The sequence below is a fragment of the Enterobacter sp. DC4 genome (assembly GCF_000568095.1).
In the GTDB taxonomy this organism is placed as follows: domain Bacteria; phylum Pseudomonadota; class Gammaproteobacteria; order Enterobacterales; family Enterobacteriaceae; genus Enterobacter; species Enterobacter pseudoroggenkampii.
Map to the genome: position 1 here is coordinate 131,911 of NZ_AZUB01000005.1, position 17,833 is coordinate 149,743.

Annotated in this window: 16 protein-coding genes; 4 read left to right on the forward strand and 12 right to left on the reverse strand. The window is 56.9% G+C overall.

Annotated features, from left to right (window positions below; all coding sequences use genetic code 11):
• Positions 1-53 precede the first annotated feature (53 nt).
• Positions 54-917, forward strand: a complete 864-nt coding sequence (gene rsmI / locus P349_RS08905) for a 16S rRNA (cytidine(1402)-2'-O)-methyltransferase (RefSeq protein ID WP_032650359.1) — start codon at positions 54-56, stop codon at positions 915-917.
• A gap of 5 nt (positions 918-922) precedes the next feature.
• The gene (locus P349_RS08900) at positions 923-1,903 is read left to right on the forward strand and encodes a Fic family protein (protein ID WP_032650358.1); all 981 of its coding nucleotides are present in this window, start codon (positions 923-925) and stop codon (positions 1,901-1,903) included.
• Positions 1,904-1,922: 19 nt separating this feature from the next.
• On the opposite strand, the gene P349_RS08895 is transcribed toward P349_RS08900, so the two are convergent.
• The 11 genes from P349_RS08895 to kbaZ form a co-directional block, all read right to left on the reverse strand.
• Positions 1,923-3,812, reverse strand: a complete 1,890-nt coding sequence (locus P349_RS08895; protein WP_032650356.1) for an enterotoxin — start codon at positions 3,810-3,812, stop codon at positions 1,923-1,925.
• A 16-nt stretch (positions 3,813-3,828) separates the two neighbouring features.
• Positions 3,829-5,001, reverse strand: a complete 1,173-nt coding sequence (locus P349_RS08890) for a MalY/PatB family protein (RefSeq protein WP_032650355.1) — start codon at positions 4,999-5,001, stop codon at positions 3,829-3,831.
• A 12-nt stretch (positions 5,002-5,013) separates the two neighbouring features.
• Positions 5,014-6,585, reverse strand: a complete 1,572-nt coding sequence (gene malX, locus P349_RS08885) for a maltose/glucose-specific PTS transporter subunit IIBC (protein ID WP_032650354.1) — start codon at positions 6,583-6,585, stop codon at positions 5,014-5,016.
• 115 nt (positions 6,586-6,700) lie between these two features.
• Positions 6,701-7,573: a tagatose-bisphosphate aldolase subunit KbaY gene (kbaY, locus tag P349_RS08880; protein ID WP_024906382.1), complete on the reverse strand. Its 873-nt coding sequence runs from the start codon at positions 7,571-7,573 to the stop codon at positions 6,701-6,703.
• A 12-nt stretch (positions 7,574-7,585) separates the two neighbouring features.
• Positions 7,586-8,731, reverse strand: coding sequence for an SIS domain-containing protein (locus P349_RS08875; RefSeq protein WP_032650353.1), 1,146 nt, complete (start codon positions 8,729-8,731; stop codon positions 7,586-7,588).
• Between the two features lie 246 nt (positions 8,732-8,977).
• Positions 8,978-10,111: an N-acetylglucosamine-6-phosphate deacetylase gene (nagA, locus tag P349_RS08870; RefSeq protein WP_032650352.1), complete on the reverse strand. Its 1,134-nt coding sequence runs from the start codon at positions 10,109-10,111 to the stop codon at positions 8,978-8,980.
• A complete protein-coding gene (agaF, locus tag P349_RS08865) occupies positions 10,108-10,542 on the reverse strand; it encodes a PTS galactosamine/N-acetylgalactosamine transporter subunit IIA (protein ID WP_032650351.1) in 435 nt (144 codons plus the stop codon). Before agaF ends, nagA begins: the two co-directional genes overlap by 4 nt.
• A gap of 16 nt (positions 10,543-10,558) precedes the next feature.
• Positions 10,559-11,437, reverse strand: coding sequence for a PTS N-acetylgalactosamine transporter subunit IID (gene agaE / locus P349_RS08860; RefSeq protein ID WP_024906386.1), 879 nt, complete (start codon positions 11,435-11,437; stop codon positions 10,559-10,561).
• Positions 11,427-12,206: a PTS N-acetylgalactosamine transporter subunit IIC gene (gene agaW / locus P349_RS08855; protein ID WP_024906387.1), complete on the reverse strand. Its 780-nt coding sequence runs from the start codon at positions 12,204-12,206 to the stop codon at positions 11,427-11,429. Before agaW ends, agaE begins: the two co-directional genes overlap by 11 nt.
• A 10-nt stretch (positions 12,207-12,216) precedes the next feature.
• Complete coding sequence (gene agaV, locus P349_RS08850) at positions 12,217-12,690, reverse strand: PTS N-acetylgalactosamine transporter subunit IIB (RefSeq protein WP_023333561.1); 474 nt, start codon at positions 12,688-12,690, stop codon at positions 12,217-12,219.
• Positions 12,691-12,708: 18 nt separating this feature from the next.
• Positions 12,709-14,016, reverse strand: coding sequence for a tagatose-bisphosphate aldolase subunit KbaZ (gene kbaZ, locus P349_RS08845; RefSeq protein ID WP_032650350.1), 1,308 nt, complete (start codon positions 14,014-14,016; stop codon positions 12,709-12,711).
• A gap of 239 nt (positions 14,017-14,255) precedes the next feature.
• Between kbaZ and P349_RS08840 the strand changes: the two genes are divergently transcribed.
• A complete protein-coding gene (locus P349_RS08840) occupies positions 14,256-15,059 on the forward strand; it encodes a DeoR family transcriptional regulator (RefSeq protein WP_024906389.1) in 804 nt (267 codons plus the stop codon).
• Positions 15,060-15,106: 47 nt separating this feature from the next.
• On the opposite strand, the gene garD is transcribed toward P349_RS08840, so the two are convergent.
• Positions 15,107-16,678 (reverse strand): galactarate dehydratase, encoded by a 1,572-nt coding sequence (gene garD, locus P349_RS08835; RefSeq protein ID WP_024906390.1) that lies wholly within the window; start codon positions 16,676-16,678, stop codon positions 15,107-15,109.
• Positions 16,679-17,055: 377 nt separating this feature from the next.
• Here garD and garL point away from each other — a divergent pair, with 377 nt between their 5' ends.
• The gene (garL, locus tag P349_RS08830; protein ID WP_032650347.1) at positions 17,056-17,826 is read left to right on the forward strand and encodes a 2-dehydro-3-deoxyglucarate aldolase; all 771 of its coding nucleotides are present in this window, start codon (positions 17,056-17,058) and stop codon (positions 17,824-17,826) included.
• The last annotated feature ends 7 nt before the right edge of the window (positions 17,827-17,833 follow it).

Sequence of the window (17,833 nt, forward strand, 5' to 3'; positions counted from 1 at the left end):
AGTGATTTTTTTTACGCAATGCTCAATATTAAATCGGCAATACGGACGAAACAATGAAACAACACGAAACGGCAGATAATTCTCAAGGCCAGCTTTATATTGTACCTACTCCTATCGGGAATTTGTCTGATATTACCCAACGTGCGCTCACCGTACTGCAAGCTGTTGATTTAATTGCTGCTGAAGATACCCGCCACACCGGCTTACTGCTGCAACATTTCGCGATTAACGCCCGTTTGTTCGCTCTGCACGATCACAATGAGCAACAAAAAGCCGAAACGCTGGTGGCGAAGCTGAAAGAGGGGCAGAACATCGCCCTGGTCTCCGACGCCGGTACGCCGTTGATTAACGATCCTGGCTATCACCTGGTGCGTACCTGTCGCGAAGCTGGTATTCGCGTTGTGCCCCTGCCGGGTCCATGCGCTGCCATTGCTGCGCTGAGCGCCGCAGGTCTGCCGTCTGACCGTTTCTGCTATGAAGGCTTCCTGCCAGCCAAATCCAAAGGCCGTCGCGACGTGTTAAAAGATCTGGAAGTGGAGCCGCGCACCCTGATTTTCTACGAATCCACGCACCGCCTGCTGGAGAGCCTGGAAGATATGGTGACCGTCTGGGGAGAAGCCCGCTACGTGGTGCTGGCGCGCGAGCTGACCAAAACCTGGGAAACGATCCACGGCGCGCCGGTGGGTGAACTGCTGGCGTGGGTGAAGGAAGACGAAAACCGCCGCAAGGGCGAAATGGTGCTGATTGTTGAAGGACATAAAGCGCAGGAAGACGCGCTGCCAGCCGACGCGCTGCGCACGCTGGCATTGCTGCAGGCGGAACTGCCGCTGAAGAAAGCGGCGGCATTAGCGGCGGAGATCCACGGCGTGAAGAAAAATGCGCTGTATAAGCATGCGCTGGAGCAGCAGGGGGAGTAAGTCAAATGAGCCGCTATCAGCCTCCGTTCACCATCACACCCTTTATCCTCAATCAGGTGGTTGAGATTGGTGAGCTATTAGGGCATTGGGCGGCACATTCTGGTAGGACTTCGCCACTTCTCCGTAAAGAGAATCGTATTAGAACCATTCAGGCCTCGCTAGCCATTGAACATAACTCGCTGACGACAGGGCAGGTGACGGCAATCATGGATGGCAAACGCGTACTTGCTCCTGAAAAAGATATTCAGGAAGTACGCAACGCTATCCTGGCATATGAGAAATTGCCCGAATGGAAGCCCTGGAAGCTCAATGACTTACTCAGTGCGCACCGATTATTGATGATGGGTCTGGTCGATCATCCCGGAAAGCTCAGAAATGGGGACGTAGGGGTATACCGTGGAAACCAGTTAGTTCACATGGCTCCGCCAGCCTCGCAGATGAATCGCCTTATCGACGATCTTCTTTCCTGGCTTAAGCAAACCGATCTTCACCCGCTGATTGCCAGCTCGGTATTTCATTACGAGTTTGAGTTTATTCATCCCTTTTCGGATGGAAATGGCCGCATGGGGCGGCTGTGGCAAACGTTGATATTAAGCCAGTGGCGTGTAGAGCTTGCATGGCTGCCCGTTGAGACACTGATTCACTTCCAGCAAGCGCGCTATTACCAGATTTTAGGGCAATGCGATCGGGCCAGTGATTGCACGGTATTCGTGGAATTTATGCTGCAAAATATGGCCGACGCTTTGCGGGAAGGCATAAACATGCCGTCCGTCATGTCGGAAAAAATGTCGGAAGAATTGTCGGAAAAGGAAAACGCTATCCTTGAGCTTCTGACCGTTCAACCGCAATTGACTGCGGTAATGTTGGCCTCTGTATTGGGCGTGACTTCCCGCACCGCGGAACGATATCTCCATTCTTTGCAAACAAAAGGTAAATTAAAACGCATCGGGGCAAGGAAAGGGGGGAGCTGGCAGGTCATGGCTTAACCTGCCAGCTGAACTCGCTTTATTTCCCTGGCATCGCCTCAAACACCAGCGTTTCCAGCGGCTGCAGCGTAATCAGCACGGCGTTTTTGTACGCCTCCGGCACGGTTGAATTACGGCCATACACCGCCTTCAGACTAAACTGCGCCGCGTTTCCTGTCGGGACTTCGAAATCTTTCGCCAAATCCAGGAAGTAGCTTTGCGGCTTATCCGACGGGTTACGCAAGCCGAGAATCGCTTTGTCCTTGCTCCAGGATGCCCAGCCGTAAACCTGCAGTGCGGTTGGATCACCACCAATCCAGTGCGTATCCACCAGCACGCTGGCGTTATCCCGCGACCACTTCGCCGCCTGCGCCAGGGTATCCCACTTCGCCTTGTTCAGCATTGACGGGGTGATATACAGCTCCTGCAACTGCGTGCCGGTGGCGAAGTAGCTCCAGACCTGGTCGGCAAAATCGCTGTCCGTTTGTACTTTCTCCAGCCCGTAATAGGCGTTTTCCGCGCTGACGATCCCGTGGTACATCAGCGAGTTCAGCGGGAACAGCGGGCCTTTGCGCACAATGGAGCGGTACGTTTCCGCATCGCGGTAGGTCATCCACTGCTGCACCGGCGTGCCGGGGCCGTACAGGTTGATGTCATCGCCCTGGCGCCAGATCGAGTCGGCGTAGAACAGCCAGGACGGGCTGGCGTTAGTACCGGTCGTCAGGTTGATAAACAGATTCGGGTTGGCGCTGCGCATGTTGCGCAGCAGGGCGATGGAAGCATCAAAATCCGAGGCATACGGGCTGCCCTGGATATGCGCGTTGGCATTACCCATCCCGTCCAGCTTGAATGAGGTAATGTGTTCGTTTTTGATTAGCTTAACGATCTGCTCATTGAAGTTCTTAAAGTAGTTCGGCCCTGACAGCGCCAGCTTCCCGTCGACGGTTTCGAACCCATACTCTTTTGCATGCGAGACGCGAACGTCGCGCGGCTTGTTGTAGCCTCCCCACGGTGAGAGCCACAGTCCAACCGAGCTGTGCAGGCTGTCGGCTTTTTCCCGAACCTTGCCAAAACCGTTGCTGAATGCCGGGCCAAATAGCCAGCGCCCGGTAAGGTCGTCCCATCCGTCGTCCAGCAGGAAGGCGTCCAGCGCCACGCCGCGTCCGGTAATAAACTCCTTATTCCACTCGTCCATCCGCTCCAGCACATCCTGCTCGGTGTAGGGATTGAAAAAGCCGATATCCATCCAGCTGTTGTAGTGCAGATAAGGCTTGTACGGTCGCGGACGAACGGCATCAATAAACTGATTTACGCTGCGGCGCAGCTGGCTGATTTCCGGGAAAGTGCCGAACCAGGTGGTAAAGCTGACCGGCGACTCTGGCTGGATCGGCGTTTTCAGTTCTACGTTGAGATTAGTGGTCGCTTCATAGGCGTAAGTGTTAACGATGGGCTTGTCCGGCAAAATAAAGAATGAGTCAGCAACGATCGGCGAGCTGTTAATCGCTCCGTCGACATAGGGGGCCTGAGACTGTTTTTTGGTCGGGAAGAAGGTAATTTTCGCCACGTCTCGCGGCTGGCCGACTGCGGCAATGGTGTAGTCGATGCTGGCGTATTTTCCCTTCACCAGGTTTAGCATCACCGTCACGTTAAAGTCCGGATGGGTAAAGTCGATGACAATTGCGCTGTCCTGCTTTTCGACGTGCTTGATGGTGAAATCAGCGGTGTGGATTTTTGTCTCATCCGGCAGCGTCAGAAAGAACAGCTCCTGCGGCGTGAGCGGATGGTTAGCCTTATTGTCCTTAACCACTACCGTTGAGTTTGCGTCATCAAACGAAAGGGCAATATTGTCGTTATTGAGCGCGTAGTTGGCGGCCAGAGCGCCATGAGAAACAGAGAGAGCCAGCAGCGAAAGAGTGAGCACTTTTTTCATCGGGTTAAGATCCTTATCAGTAATGCTTCAGCATTCGGGTGATGGACTGCTCCAGCCAGTAGCGCTGGGTGCCGAAGTTAATCCGCAGGTAGTTTTCGCCGTTTTGCACGTAGTGGCTGCCGTCTTCAATGACCACGCCCGCCTGCCGGGCAAAATGTTGGGTTAACTGGGTGGCGCTGCGCTCGTCGGCGCTCACGTCTATCCAGGCCAGATACGACGATTCCGGGTTCATCATCTTCCACGCCGGGAAGTGGGTCTGAATCGCGTCTGCAAGGTAGCGCGCGTTGCCTTGCAGATACCCGTTCAGCGCGTCGAGCCACGGCAGACCGTGCTGGTAGGCGAGGATAATCCCCCATACGCCGAACATATTGGGGGATGTTATCGAGTTCTTCTCAAGCTGCTGGCGGAAGCGCTGGCGCAGCGAATCGTCCGGGATCATTGAATAAGACGTTTTCAACCCGCCCAGGTTGAAGGCTTTATTGGGGGACGTCAGCACGATCAGGTTGTCCTGCGCGGCACAGCCCGAAGTCAAACAGCTGACGAATGTACCGTCCAGAATGTGCTCGGCGTGAACCTCATCGACCACCAGAATCGTGCCGTAGCGTTTACAGAGATCGGACACCTGCCGTATCTCATCTGCGCGCCAGATTCGGCCCGAGGGGTTATGCGGCGAGCAAAAGAACCACAGTTTTGGACGGTGGGTTTTGAGCTGATCTTCAATCAGATGAAAATCCAGCTGATAGCGGTTTTCCTCAACGCGAAGCGGGTTAGCGAGGACCTTAACGCCCTGGCGCTGTGCCGCCATTGCAAACGGGTCGTAGACCGGGGTGTTCATCATCACGCTGTCGCCAGCCCTGCAGAACGCCTGAACCGTGTAGTGCAGTGTGGACACGGTGCCGTAGGTTAGCGTGATCCACGACCTGTCTACCTCAACCTGATGACGCGTGCGCTGAAAGGCGATCGTCGCATCGTAGAATTCGTCGAAACACCACGTATAGCCAAAGGTGCCGTGCTCCACGATGCGCCGGAAGCCTTCAATAACGGCGGGCGGTGAGGTGAAATCCATATCTGCGATCCACAGCGGGATAAACCCCTCCGGAACATCACCAAAGCGTGAGCAGACAAACGCATGGTCCCATTTACGGCACTTATCGCTTTTACGCTCGATGATTTTGTCGAAATCAAACACAACGACCCCCTGTTAAATTAAGGCTTCAATGCCGGTTTTGACGCTCTGCACCTGCGGACCGATGATCACCTGTACGCTGTGAGCATCCAGCACCACCACCGACAGGGCGCCCGCGGCTTTCAGCGCCTGCTGATCGATAAGGCCCATCTCTTTCACCACCAGACGCAAGCGGGTGATGCAGTTGTCGAGCGACTCGATGTTCTCTTTGCCACCGAGCGCCTGCAGGATAAGCCCATGATCGTATTTCGATTTTCCACGCGCGCGGGTGTTAGCTTCGACGGCCTGCTGTGCAGCCTGTGCATCCACTTCACGTCCAGGCGTCTTGATATCGTGTTTGAGGATGTACCAGCGGAAGACGACGAAGTAGATAGCAAACCAGGCGATACCGACCGGGAACAGCAGATACCATTTGGTCGACATCCCCTGCATCACGCCAAAGATCAGCAGATCCAGAATCCCACCGTCGGTGTTGCCGATGGTCACCCCCAGCAGGGCCATCACCATCAGCGCCAGGCCCGACATCACGATATGGAAGGCGTAAAGCGCAGGCGCGATAAACAGGAACAGGAACTCAATCGGCTCTGAAATACCGGTAACGACGGACACCAGCACACCGGAAAGCAGCAGCCCCTTAATCACCGGGCGGTTTTCCGGACGCGCGGTGCGGTAGATGGCGTAGGCCACGGCAGGTAAGCCAAAGATAAAGGTCGGCATAAACCCTTGTGACAGAAACGCGGTAACGTGCGGGCTAAACGGCAGCCCGGCTTTCAGCTCGGCGTAGAAAATATTCAGCGCGCCGGCCACTTCATGGCCGTTGACCATCTCAATCCCGCCTGCTGGCGTGAAGCGCACCATCGCCAGCAGAATGTGGTGCAGGCCGAAGGGTTTAAGCAGCAGCACGCCCACGCCGTAAAGGAAGGGGCCAAAAACGCTGGTGCTCTGGATAATATGGCCAATCCCGGCAATCCCCAGCGCCACGTATTCCCACAGCAGGGGAATGAACAGCCCGACCAGTGAAAGGGTAAGGGCGGTGATAATCGGTACAAAACGGATGCCGCTAAAGAAGGCAAAGGCGTCGTGGAGGACCGTGTCCTGAAAACGCTCGTGCAGGAAATAGGTAATCACCCCCACCACGATGCCGCCCAGCACGCCCATCTCCAGGGTCTGTATCCCCAGCACGATCGATTGTCCCACCTGTCTCATGGTCGCGGCATCGGCAAGCTGGTGGGTGGCGGTCAGGTAGTAGTTGATGCTCATGTTCATCAGCATGTAGCCAACGAACCCGGCAAAAGCGCCCACGGCCTTGTTGCGTTTCGCGAGGCCCATCGGGATCGCCATGGCGAACATCAGCGGCAGATAGGTAAAGGCGAAGCCGCCCACCATGGCGATAAAGCCAAAGGTCAGCTGCGTTAACTCGCCGCCCAGAAAGGGAAAACTTTTTATGGTGGAAGGGCTGGTGACGGAGCTACCGATCCCCAGCAGCAGCCCCATAAAGGCCAGCAGGGAGACCGGGAACATAAAGGTCTTTCCCAGGCTTTGGAAAAATTCCCACGCTTTCGATTTAAACGACTTTTCCTGTGTCATGTAGGGACTCCTCGGATTTTTAGGATAATGGAAGGCGCTGTCCGGCTTAAGGACGCGCCTTCATATTTGCGAGGCTTATAGTTATTTTTAGGTACTGACGTAATGCGCGATGGGATCAGGCTTCCGCTGGAAGCAGCAGTCGGTTTGCCGAGCCGCAAACGGCGATCTTGCTTCTGACTACCTCTTTCATGGCGTCCATGCCGACCCGCATGTAGAAGCGCGGATCGTTGCCCTGCGGGTTGTCGGCAAACCAGGCTTTCACCGCGTCAGAGAAGGCGATTTTCAGCTCGGTGGCCACGTTGACTTTGCACACGCCCAGCTCGATGGTGCGACGCACATCCTCATCCGGCACATCGCTCGCGCCGTGCAGCACCAGCGGCACCGTGACCACTTCGCGAATTTCTGCCAGCCGCTGGAAGTCGATTTTCGGGCGTTTGGTATACAGGCCGTGCGCGGTGCCGATGGCGACGGCAAGGCTGTCGACGCCGGTCAGTTCGACGAAGCGTTTCGCCTCCTGCGGATCGGTGAGGAAAGCGCTTTCGGCGTCCACGCTCATGTCATCTTCCACGCCGCCCAGGCGGCCCAGCTCGGCTTCGACGCTGCAGTCGTTGAGGTGGCAGAAATCGACCACCGACTTCACCAGCTTCACGTTCTGTTCAAACGGATAGTGGCTGCCGTCGATCATCGCGCTGCGCACGCCCGCGTTGACCTTGCGGCGAATATCGTCCAGCGATTCGTGGTGATCGAGGTGCAGCGCCAGCGGCATGTCGTAGGTGTGGGAGTACGCGCTGCACAGGGCGTAGATCTCTTCCAGCGCAATATGCTTAAAGGTGCCCGGCGTGCCCGCGAGGATCACCGGCGATCGCATTTCGCTGCACACTTCGAGGATCGCCTGGATCGTCTCCGCGTTGTGGATGTTGAACGCCGGAACGGCGTAGCCTTTTGCCTGCGCGTCCAGCAGAAGATATTTCGTCGAGATAATACTCATAATCAGATCCTCTTAAGCCTGCCACGGATGAATAACAACGCCCTGCACCACGCGGTTGACCGTCCCGCTGGCGGATGGCGTATCGGGCGTATTGCCTACGCTGAGCGACTGGGTGAGTGCAAAGACCTGGGCATAGATCAGGAAGCAGAACGCCTGTTCCATATCGATAAACGGACGTGAAGGCGGCAGCAGAATGTGCGGACCCGCTTCAATGACCGGATCGTTTTCAGCGGCGATGGCGACGACGCGCATAGCCTGGCGATCGCGGCGCAGCTCGGCCAGCAGATCCAGATCGTACTGACGCGTATACGGATGGCTGGAGATGAACACCACCACCAGCGTTTCGTTGTCGACCAGAGATTTCGGCCCGTGACGGAAGCCCGTCGGAGAATCGTAAAACGCCGCCAGCTTGCCCGCCGTCAGCTCCAGCACCTTCAGCGCCGATTCGCGCGCCGCGCCCTGCAGGCCGCCGCTTCCCAGATACACGATCCGTTTCCATGGCTCGTTGCCAAAGACGCCGTGGCTGAAATCGCCGAGCGAGGAGAGGATCGCCTGACAGCGATCGGCCACGTCGCGGAAGGTGTGGCTATTGATCGTTTCCGGGGCGAATACGGCCAGACAGCTCGCCATCATGGTGGTGATACTGCTGGTCATCGCGAACCCGCGATCGTGCGTTTCGGCAGGCATCAGCAGGGCATAAGCGTTATCGCTTTCGACGGCGGTTTGGTACAGGCTCCCTGCCTCGTTGCAGGTGATCGACAGGTGGTAGCACTCCGGTACGAACTGATTGGCGAGCTCAACGGCCGCGACGCTTTCCGGGCTGTTGCCGGAGCGGGCAAACGAAACCAGCAGCAGCGGATGCGCAGGGTTGAAGTAGTCCATCGGGTTTGTGACCAGGTCAGTGGTCGGGACGGCGGAAATATTTTTCCCGGTGTAGCTCGCGAGCCAGGGAGAAACGATATCGCCGATAAAGGCGGACGTGCCCGCGCCGGTCAGGACGATCCGCAGATCGTGCTTGCGCAGCAGCGGCGTCAGGAAGCTGTCGATCGAAGCACGCAGGCTATCGATATTGTTGAGCGAGCGGATCCAGCTGGCAGGCTGCTGGCGGATCTCTTCCTCGGTCCAGGTGCCGGTTGCGGCGGTGGTAGTTTGTGGCATAACTCAGTCCTTAGTCGTGTGAATTCCACATCAGACGCTGGCAATCGTGTCGCTATCTTTCGTTTCGTTTCACTTGTTCACTTAATCAGTTAAATAAAATCTATAGAAAAGAAATCGAAACTTCAATGAAAGAAAAGAAATAAAACGAAAAGTGTGATCGTGAAAGGAAAGGGAAAATTTAAGGAAAGGAAAAGAAAGGCCTTACGATCGGGTGCCGTAAGGCCAACAGGAGACACAATGAAAGGGCTAAAGGGGGAGAGCCTGGCCCTGAATCCAGATCTGCTGGAGGTGCAAACCCCCGTCCAGCGCAATGATATTGGCGCGTTTACCCGGGGCTAAGGATCCGAGCTGACCGTCAACGCCAAGCAGCCGGGCAGGGTGTAGCGAGGCCATATGGATAGCGTCTTCGGCGGTTACGCCCGCATACTCCACCATATTCCTGACCGCGGCATCCAGCGACAGCGTGCTACCTGCCAGCCCGCCGGAGCCGGTTCGAACCACGCCGTTTTGCATTGAGACCTCTTCACCACAGAGCGTGTACCGTCCGTCCGGCATACCTGCCGCCTGCATGGCATCGGTAATCAGCACCACGCGATCCTTCGCGCAGCAACAGCATAAGCGCATCGCCCCAGGATGGACGTGGTGGCCGTCGGCAATTAGCTCCAGCCACGCCCGTTTGTCCGTAAGCCCTGCACCGACCATGCCGGGCTCTCTGTGGTGCAGCCCCGTCATGCCGTTGTAGCAGTGAACCAGCCCGTCGGCACCCGCATCAAACGCGGCGAGTGTTTGCCGGTACGTGGCAGCGCTGTGGCCCAGCATCACGCGTAAACCGCTCTGTTTAAGATGGTGGATCGCCTGTAGCGCGCCGGGTTTTTCTGGCGCGAGCGCCACTACCCGCAACGTGTTATGCGAGACGTCGATCAGTGTATCCAGCTCCGTGATATTCAGTTCCCGGAATAACTCGGGCGGGTGCGCCCCTTTGTTCTGCGGCGTAAAGTACGGTCCTTCCAGGTAGCTGCCCAGGATCTGCGCCCCGGGGCCGCCCGACTGAGCGCGCCGGGCGATTCGCGCGAGCGCGCCGTGGATAGCCTCCAGCTGCGCGGTCACGGTTGTGGGTAAAAAGGCGCCCACGCCTTCGCGCGCTTTATGCATCGCGAGAATATCCAGCACGTCAGGCGCATCATCCATCACGTCCACGCCCGCGCCGCCGTGGACGTGCGTATCGATATACGCCGGGCAAAGCAGCTCTGCATCGCGCGACGTCACGCCTGCCGGGACAGGCTCAATAGCCGCAATCACGCCGTCTTCAATGCGTAGCTGGTGGTCATCCAGCCAGCCCTGTTCGGTAAGCACCCGCCTCGCGCGCAGCAGCTGCCTCATATCCCTTCCTCGGCAGGGGCTTCCTCGCGACAGCGTCCCAGCTCGTCTACGAGGCTCGTCAGGCCGCGGTGCCCGCACTCCAGTGCCTGCAGACGAAACGCTTCGCTGCTTAATCCATCGCGCTCCAGCACCATCTCCAGCAGCAGCTGCAGGTTGGTGCCGGTGATCACTTCACTGCCCGGCCGTTGCATGGCGAGCGTCGATGCCACGCGAAACGGCGTGCCGCCGAGCAAATCGGTGAGAAACACAATATCGTGCTCTGCATCGAGTTCGCTCACCGCCTGCTCAAGCTGAGTGGTCAGCCGCGCGGTGGTGGACGTTTCAGGAAAATCGATGGCGATAAACTGCGGCTGTTCGCCGAGGATCTGCTTCATCGCCTGCTCAAGCCCGCTGGCAAACCCGCCGTGACCCGTCAAAATAATGCCTAACATCGCAACCTCTTTGCTTTTACAGGAAGTGACAGAATTTACCGACAACGCCCAGCAGCACGGTGATACCAATCAGCCGCAGCGGGCTCCAGCCGCGACGCACCAGCCAGAACATGGTCAGGGTGTAGACCAGCGGCAGGAACGCGGGCATCAGCTTGTCGATAACGTCGGCCTGCAGTTTGACAACGGCATCACCTGCCTTGATTTCAAGCGTCGTATTGAGGCGGACGTAGGTTGCCACCAGCGCGCCAATTACCGTCATCCCGACGATAGACGCCGCGTGGCCGACCTTTTTGGTGTTGGCTTTGATCAGCGGAATGGCCGCCACGCCCATCCGGTAAGCGTAGTGCGCCAGGCCAAAACGCAGGCCGAGGTGCACCACGTTAAACAGCACGATAAAGACCACGGCCCCCAGAATCGACCCTTGCAGCGCCAGGCTGGCGCCGATACCACCGCAGATGGGCAGCAGGGTTAGCCAGAACATGGCATCGCCAATACCGCCGAGCGGCGCGCCGACGGCAATTTTGGTGCTCTGGATGCTGTTCACATCCTGCTTGGAGCGCTCCATCGCCAGAATGATGCCGATAACAAAGGTCACCAGGAACGGGTGGGTGTTAAAGAAGCCCATATGGCCTTTCATTGCCCGCGCCAGATCCCGCTTGTTGGTGTGGATCTTTTTCAACGCGGGCAGCAACCCGTACAGCCAGCCGGAGGCCTGCATACGTTCGTAGTTAAACGAGGCCTGCAGCAGCATGGAACGCCAGGCCACGCGGTTAATATCCTTTTTCGTCAGCTCGGCACCGATGCTCTGGTCTTCGTAGACGTTTTCGTTGACGCCGGTCAGCAGCGTCTCTTCGGATTCAGACACGCCCGGTAACGTTGTTTGATTAGATGCCATCTTCGAATTCCTCTTTCTGGGCCGCTGGAGCCGTCGGTTCAGGTGATTTACGCATCAGGTCGATCAGCGCCATCGCCAGCGCGGCCGCCGCAATCGCCAGCACCGGAAGCTTGAGCCAGGCAGCGGCGACAAAACCGATAATGAAGTAAGGGATGTAGACGTTTTTCATCATGATCTTCAGCAGCACGGCGAAGCCGATGGCTGGCATGATGCCGCCCGCGACGCCGAGGCCGTCAATCAACCGTGCCGGCAGAACATCAATGGCGGTTTTCGCATGTTCCGCACCGAAGTAGATCGGCAGGAAGGCGCACAGAAAATAGAAGATGCCGAGCGCCAGCAGCGCAAGATAGTTAACCCGTTCAATACCGTGAGTATCTGCATTGGCCGCCATGCGATCGCAGCGTGACATCACGCCGGACATCACCGAGAAGAGGAACGTGATTCCCATCTGTACCGCGACGGCAAACGGGACGGCGACGCCAACGGCAACTTCTGGCTTCACCCCGGTGCTGATGGCAAATGCGGTACCCACGATGGTGCCGATAATGACGTTAGGCGGCTGGGCACCGGCGAGCGGGGCCAGCCCCATCCAGACCAGCTCTAACGTACCGCCGGTCAAAATACCGGTATGCAGGTCGCCCAGAATCAGACCGACCAGCGGCCCGAGCACCACCGGGCGGTGCATGTGTGTTAACCCGTTAAACATATCCAGACCGGCGATAAAGGCGAGTATGCCCAACCCAAGCGCCTGCAACAGACTGATTTCCATTGTGAATCCCTCAGAGCAGTTTAAAGAGATCCAAAGCAGTTTCTGTTGGAACGCCCTGAACGAAGCATTCCACACCGGCCGCTTTCAGGCCGTTGAACGCGGCGATATCGTTCGCGTCGACAGAGACCGTTTTGGCAATTTGTTGTTTGCCACTGGCGTAGTGCATGTTTCCGACGTTAATACGGGTGATGGGCACGCCGCCCTCAACCAGCTTCAGAAAATCGGCGGGTGATTTGCAGACCAGCAGGATTTTCTGGCGGTCAGCGGCGCGGTGAATGTTGTCGATCACTTTTTGCAGCGACCAGAAGCGCACGGCGATCCCTTCCGCGAGCACCATTTCCATCAGGTTCTGTTGAACCGGATCTTCAGCCACCTCATCGTTGGCGACGAGTACCAGGTTTGCCCCCGCAAACCCCACCCACTGCACGCCCACCTGACCGTGGATCAGGCGTTCATCAATGCGGCATAAGACAATGTTTGGCATAGCGCTTTCCTCTTTTTATTATGCGTTTTGCGTTGTTACGCCTTCGCAGGCGGCGTGGTACTGCTGGAGTATGTCCTGAATGTGGTCAATGATGAGTTCCCGTGGCGTTGACTTGAGAGCGCCCTCGCGAACTTTGCTGTACTGCAACGGCAGGTACTGGCTGATCAGCGGCAGCGGAATGGGCTCGTCTGCCAGGTTACGCACCAGGCGTTCAAAGGCGTCGTCAATCTGACTGTCCGGCCAGTAGTAGCGCACGCGGTCAGAGTAGCTGTAGCCGCGCGCCAGGCGACGCGCGTTGCCGTCACCGTGGTAATGGCTTTGCCAGTATTCCGGGCGGTCGAGCATGACGTTTTCCAGTACGTGACGCAGGCCGGAGCTGGCTTTAGCCGGCAGCAGCTCTTCTTCTATAGCTGCCAGCGAGAACAGCGCTTCGCGCAGGGCGAAGGTCAGGGCAGGACCAACTTTCAGAATCGCAAAGTGATCGTTGACCAGCTTTCGCAGCGCCTGCGGCGTCTGGTAGTCGGTGGAGTGTGCTTCAAACACCAGCGTGTCGTAGGCTTCAACCATTTTGCTCAGGGCAACGGCTTTCTGCGGCTGATAGTCGCAGACGTGCGCATGGTCGAACTCCACGCCAGGCTGGACCACCAGGCCAATAATGCGCGGCCAGATGTCGCTTAAGCCTTCCTTTTCGAACGCGTGGCGGTGCGCTTCAAGCGTGGCGCGGGCCGCGTCTGGCGTGGTGACGGCAAGTTCGGTGAGCGTCTCGTGCGCGCCACCGGGAACCGGCACTTCCGTGCCAATAACGTAGACCAGATCGGATTCACCAAACTGCTCGCGACAGGTCGCTTCGGCAATCTTCGCCAGGCGTGCGGCGCGTCCGGCAACGATCGCGTCGGTCAGGGGAACCGGGTCGTCCGCGCAGGACATGCTGCAGTCGAGGTGGATCTTTTTGAATCCGGCAGAAACATAGCTTTTGATCAGATCGTCGGCATTTGCCATCGCCTGTTGCGCAGGCAAGTTTTGCCAGCGGTTAGGGCCCAGGTGATCGCCGCCGAGGATCAGCTGTGACGTCGGGAAACCGAGCGACTCGGCCAGCTGGCAGACAAACCCGTGAAAATCAGCGGGCGTCATGCCGGTATAGCCACCAAACTGATCCACCTGGTTGGAGGTGGCCTCGATCAACATCGGCGACTGATGCGAATGCGCGTAACGAATTGCAGCTTCCAGTACCAGCGGATGTGCGGAGCAGACGGCGTAAATCCCGTTTGAATTCCCCCGTTTATGGTGTTCCACCATTTCTGTCAGATGTTTCACTTTCCTCTCCATTTCGGATGGTAATGATATTTATCTTTCGTTTTGTTTCATTTAATCCTGCATCATGGTGATATAAAAATAAAACGAAAGATAATAGTTTTCCGATCTGTTTCACAAAAGAAACATAATGAAAGGTTTCAGCGCGGTGCCAGCTTGCGTATCGTCGCTATGCAGGGCTTGCATTCCCGTAAAGGAAAGGCCTTAATAGGCAAAACGAAATGAAACGAAAGAATATTGATTAAGGAGCTCGTATGAGCAGCACCGATTCATCCGCGGAAAAGCGCATCACCAGCACCAGTGAAAGGCGGGAGCAGATCATTCAGCGGTTGCGGGCGCAGGGAAGCGTACAGGTTAACGATCTGTCTCATCTGTACGGCGTATCGACTGTAACAATCCGCAACGACCTGGCGTTCCTGGAGAAACAGGGCATTGCCGTTCGCGCTTACGGTGGGGCATTGATTTGCGAAGGCAACATGCCGGGCGCTGAGCCTTCCGTGGAGGATAAAAGCTCGCTGAATACGGCGGTGAAGCGCAGTATCGCGCAGGCTGCTGCCGCGCTGGTCAAACCCGGGCACCGTATTATTCTGGACTCCGGCACCACGACGTTTGAAATCGCTCGCATGCTGCGTCAGCACACGGACGTCATCGCGATGACCAACGGGATGAACGTCGCGAATGCGTTGCTGGAAGCGGAAGGGGTGGAACTGCTGATGACCGGCGGACATTTGCGCCGTCAGTCGCAATCTTTCTACGGTGACCAGGCCGAGCAGTCGCTACAGAATTACCATTTTGACCTGCTGTTCCTGGGCGTTGACGCCATCGATCTCGACCGCGGCGTGAGCACGCACAACGAAGACGAAGCCCGTCTGAATCGCAAAATGTGCGAGGTGGCAGAACGCATTATAGTGGTGACGGACTCCAGCAAATTTAACCGCTCGAGCCTGCATAAAATCATTGATACACAACGGATTGATATGATTATTGTCGATGAAGGCATTCCGGCGGAGAGCCTGGAAGGGTTGCGAAAAAGCGGGATTGAGGTGGTGTTGGTTTAAGGTTTTTTACCCTCTCCCCTGGGGGGAGAGGGCTGGGTGACGGGAAGTCACGTCACCGGTGCCGGGTTAAACACCGCCAGCTGATTATGCAATCCCCACTGATCCGAAAAGGTTTTCTTCCGTCCGCTGGCGACATCCAGAATGAAGTGGAACAGTTTCCAGCCCACGTCCTCAATACTCTCTTCTCCGGTGGCGATAGTGCCCGCGTTGATATCCATTAAGTCATACCAGCGGTTTGCCAGCTCGGTGCGGGTCGCCATCTTAATCACCGGCACCGCCATCAGGCCGTACGGCGTGCCGCGCCCGGTGGTAAAGACCTGTACCGTAATGCCGGATGCCACCTGCTGCGTGCCGCAGACAAAATCGCTGGCCGGCGTTGCCGCGTAAATCAGGCCGCGTTTCGTCGGGCGCTGGCCCGGGGAGAGCACTTCTGCAATGGCGCTCTGACCGGATTTGGCAATGGAGCCAAGGGCTTTTTCCACCACGTTTGCCAGGCCGCCTTTTTTGTTCCCCGGAGACGGGTTGGCGCTGCGGTCGGTTTTGCCCATATCGAGATAGCTATCGTACCAGGCCATCTCCTCAAGCAGGCGCTTGCCGACCTCTTCATTAACGGCGCGTGGCGTAAGCAGATGGATGGCGTCACGCACTTCGGTCACCTCGGAGAACATCACCGTGGCGCCGCAGCGAACAAGCAGATCGGACGCATAGCCTACCGCCGGGTTGGCCGTCACGCCGGAGAAGGCATCGCTGCCGCCGCATTGGGTGCCCACGACCAGTTCCGAGGCCGGACACGTTTCGCGCTGGCGGCGGTTGAGTTTGTCCAGATGTCGCTCTGCCACCTGCAGAATGTCATCGACCATTGAGCGGAAACCAACGTGGCGTTCGTCCTGCAGGCGCACGATGCTGGCCTCGTCTGCCGGGATGGCTTTGACATCCTCGGTACCCTGCAGCAGGCGTTCTGGCTGCAATTTTTCACAGCCGAGGCCGATGACCATCACCTCGCCGCCAAAGTTCGGGTTGAGGGCGATATTGTGGATGGTCCGGATCGGCACCACGGCAGCGGGCGCGTTAATCGCCACGCCGCAGCCGTAGAGGTGGTTCAGGCCCACCACGCCGTCGACGTTCGGGTATTTTGGCAGCAGATCGCGTTCGATGATTTTCACCACGTAATCCACTACGCCCGCCACGCAGTGCACGCTGGTGGTAATACCGAGCAGATTTTTGGTGCCGACGCTGCCGTCCGCATTGCGGTAGCCTTCGAAGGTATAGCCCTCCAGCGGAGGAAGCGGTTCCGGCACGCGGGTTGCCAGCGGAAGCGTGTTCAGCGGCGGCGCTTCTGGAAGTGCCACCAGCGACTCCTCAACCCAGCTACCCTGTGGTATAGCGCGAACGGCATAGCCGATGACTTCACCGTAACGTACGATTTCGCTATTAGCAGGGATATCCACCAGGGCGACTTTATGTCCCTGTGGAATATGCTCAATCAGTTCCAGCCCGTCCGGGAATCGAGTGCCCGCTTTTAAACCATTGTCGTTGACAATAATCGCCACATTATCGATGTCGTGTACTTTGATATAAAACGCCGTCGGCGATGCCTGTCGAATTTCAATGTCGGCCATTGTTCACTATTCTCCAGCAAAGTGTCTGATAATAAATTCAGCCAATTTTCTAATGGTAGAAATTAATACGCGGCTTTCAGAAATAAAGCATGTCAGCATAGGGGATATTAAAATGTGATCTCGATCGCTCCCGAACCCGTAATCCTTGATTCTGTGCATTAGCGCCCAGTGCTTTGTGCATATGCAAAAAATTTTATCAAAATATGCCGTAATACCTGAGCATTAAAACAATGTGCGGTCGCGGATGGCGTCTTATACTGAATGACTATTTTATCACGCCAGAATACGTCAGAATAATAAATATCATGCTGGCACGGTGTCTGAATGAATAAATAAAATGACGCTGGAAAAGGCTGCGGAATAAAAAGGTAAATACGATGAGTAACGATATCTTCCCGAATAAATTTAAAGCGGCCCTCGCGGCGCACCAGATTCAGATTGGCTGTTGGTCCGCGCTGGCAAACCCAATCAGCACCGAAGTGCTGGGCCTGGCCGGTTTCGACTGGCTGGTGCTGGACGGCGAACATGCGCCGAACGATATCAGCACGTTTATTCCGCAGCTGATGGCGCTGAAAGGCAGCCACAGCGCCCCGGTGGTGCGTGTACCCACCAACGAGCCGGTGATTATCAAGCGTCTGCTGGATATCGGCTTCTACAACTTTCTGATCCCGTTTGTGGAGACGGAAGAACAAGCGGCGCTGGCCGTTGCGTCAACGCGCTACCCCCCGGAAGGGATCCGCGGCGTCTCCGTTTCGCACCGCGCCAATATGTTTGGCACCGTGCCGGATTATTTCGCGCAGTCCAACAGCAACATCACCATTCTGGTTCAGATCGAGAGCCAGCAGGGCGTTGATAACGTCGACGCGATTGCCGCCACAAACGGCGTGGACGGTATCTTCGTCGGCCCAAGCGATCTGGCTGCCGCCTTTGGCCATCTGGGCAACGCCAGCCACCCCGACGTGCAGCGCGCGATCCAGCACATCTTTGCCCGCGCCAAAGCACACGGCAAACCGTGCGGCATTCTGGCGCCGGTTGAGGCGGACGCCCGTCGCTATCTGGAGTGGGGAGCCACGTTTGTTGCCGTCGGCAGCGACCTCGGCGTATTCCGCTCGGCCACGCAGAAATTAGCGGACGCTTTTAAAAAATAACCATCAT

Bases quoted from the DNA above. Each gene is read 5' to 3' on its own strand.
- agaW (WP_024906387.1), bottom strand. From the start codon at position 12,206: ATGGAAATCAGTCTGTTGCAGGCGCTTGGGTTGGGCATACTCGCCTTT.
- P349_RS08900 (WP_032650358.1), top strand. From the start codon at position 923: ATGAGCCGCTATCAGCCTCCGTTCACCATCACACCCTTTATCCTCAAT.
- kbaZ (WP_032650350.1), bottom strand. From the start codon at position 14,016: ATGGAGAGGAAAGTGAAACATCTGACAGAAATGGTGGAACACCATAAA.
- nagA (WP_032650352.1), bottom strand. From the start codon at position 10,111: ATGAGGCAGCTGCTGCGCGCGAGGCGGGTGCTTACCGAACAGGGCTGG.
- malX (WP_032650354.1), bottom strand. From the start codon at position 6,585: ATGACACAGGAAAAGTCGTTTAAATCGAAAGCGTGGGAATTTTTCCAA.
- garL (WP_032650347.1), top strand. From the start codon at position 17,056: ATGAGTAACGATATCTTCCCGAATAAATTTAAAGCGGCCCTCGCGGCG.
- P349_RS08875 (WP_032650353.1), bottom strand. From the start codon at position 8,731: ATGCCACAAACTACCACCGCCGCAACCGGCACCTGGACCGAGGAAGAG.
- rsmI (WP_032650359.1), top strand. From the start codon at position 54: ATGAAACAACACGAAACGGCAGATAATTCTCAAGGCCAGCTTTATATT.
- agaV (WP_023333561.1), bottom strand. From the start codon at position 12,690: ATGCCAAACATTGTCTTATGCCGCATTGATGAACGCCTGATCCACGGT.
- kbaY (WP_024906382.1), bottom strand. From the start codon at position 7,573: ATGAGTATTATCTCGACGAAATATCTTCTGCTGGACGCGCAGGCAAAA.
- P349_RS08840 (WP_024906389.1), top strand. From the start codon at position 14,256: ATGAGCAGCACCGATTCATCCGCGGAAAAGCGCATCACCAGCACCAGT.
- P349_RS08895 (WP_032650356.1), bottom strand. From the start codon at position 3,812: ATGAAAAAAGTGCTCACTCTTTCGCTGCTGGCTCTCTCTGTTTCTCAT.
- agaE (WP_024906386.1), bottom strand. From the start codon at position 11,437: ATGGCATCTAATCAAACAACGTTACCGGGCGTGTCTGAATCCGAAGAG.
- garD (WP_024906390.1), bottom strand. From the start codon at position 16,678: ATGGCCGACATTGAAATTCGACAGGCATCGCCGACGGCGTTTTATATC.
- agaF (WP_032650351.1), bottom strand. From the start codon at position 10,542: ATGTTAGGCATTATTTTGACGGGTCACGGCGGGTTTGCCAGCGGGCTT.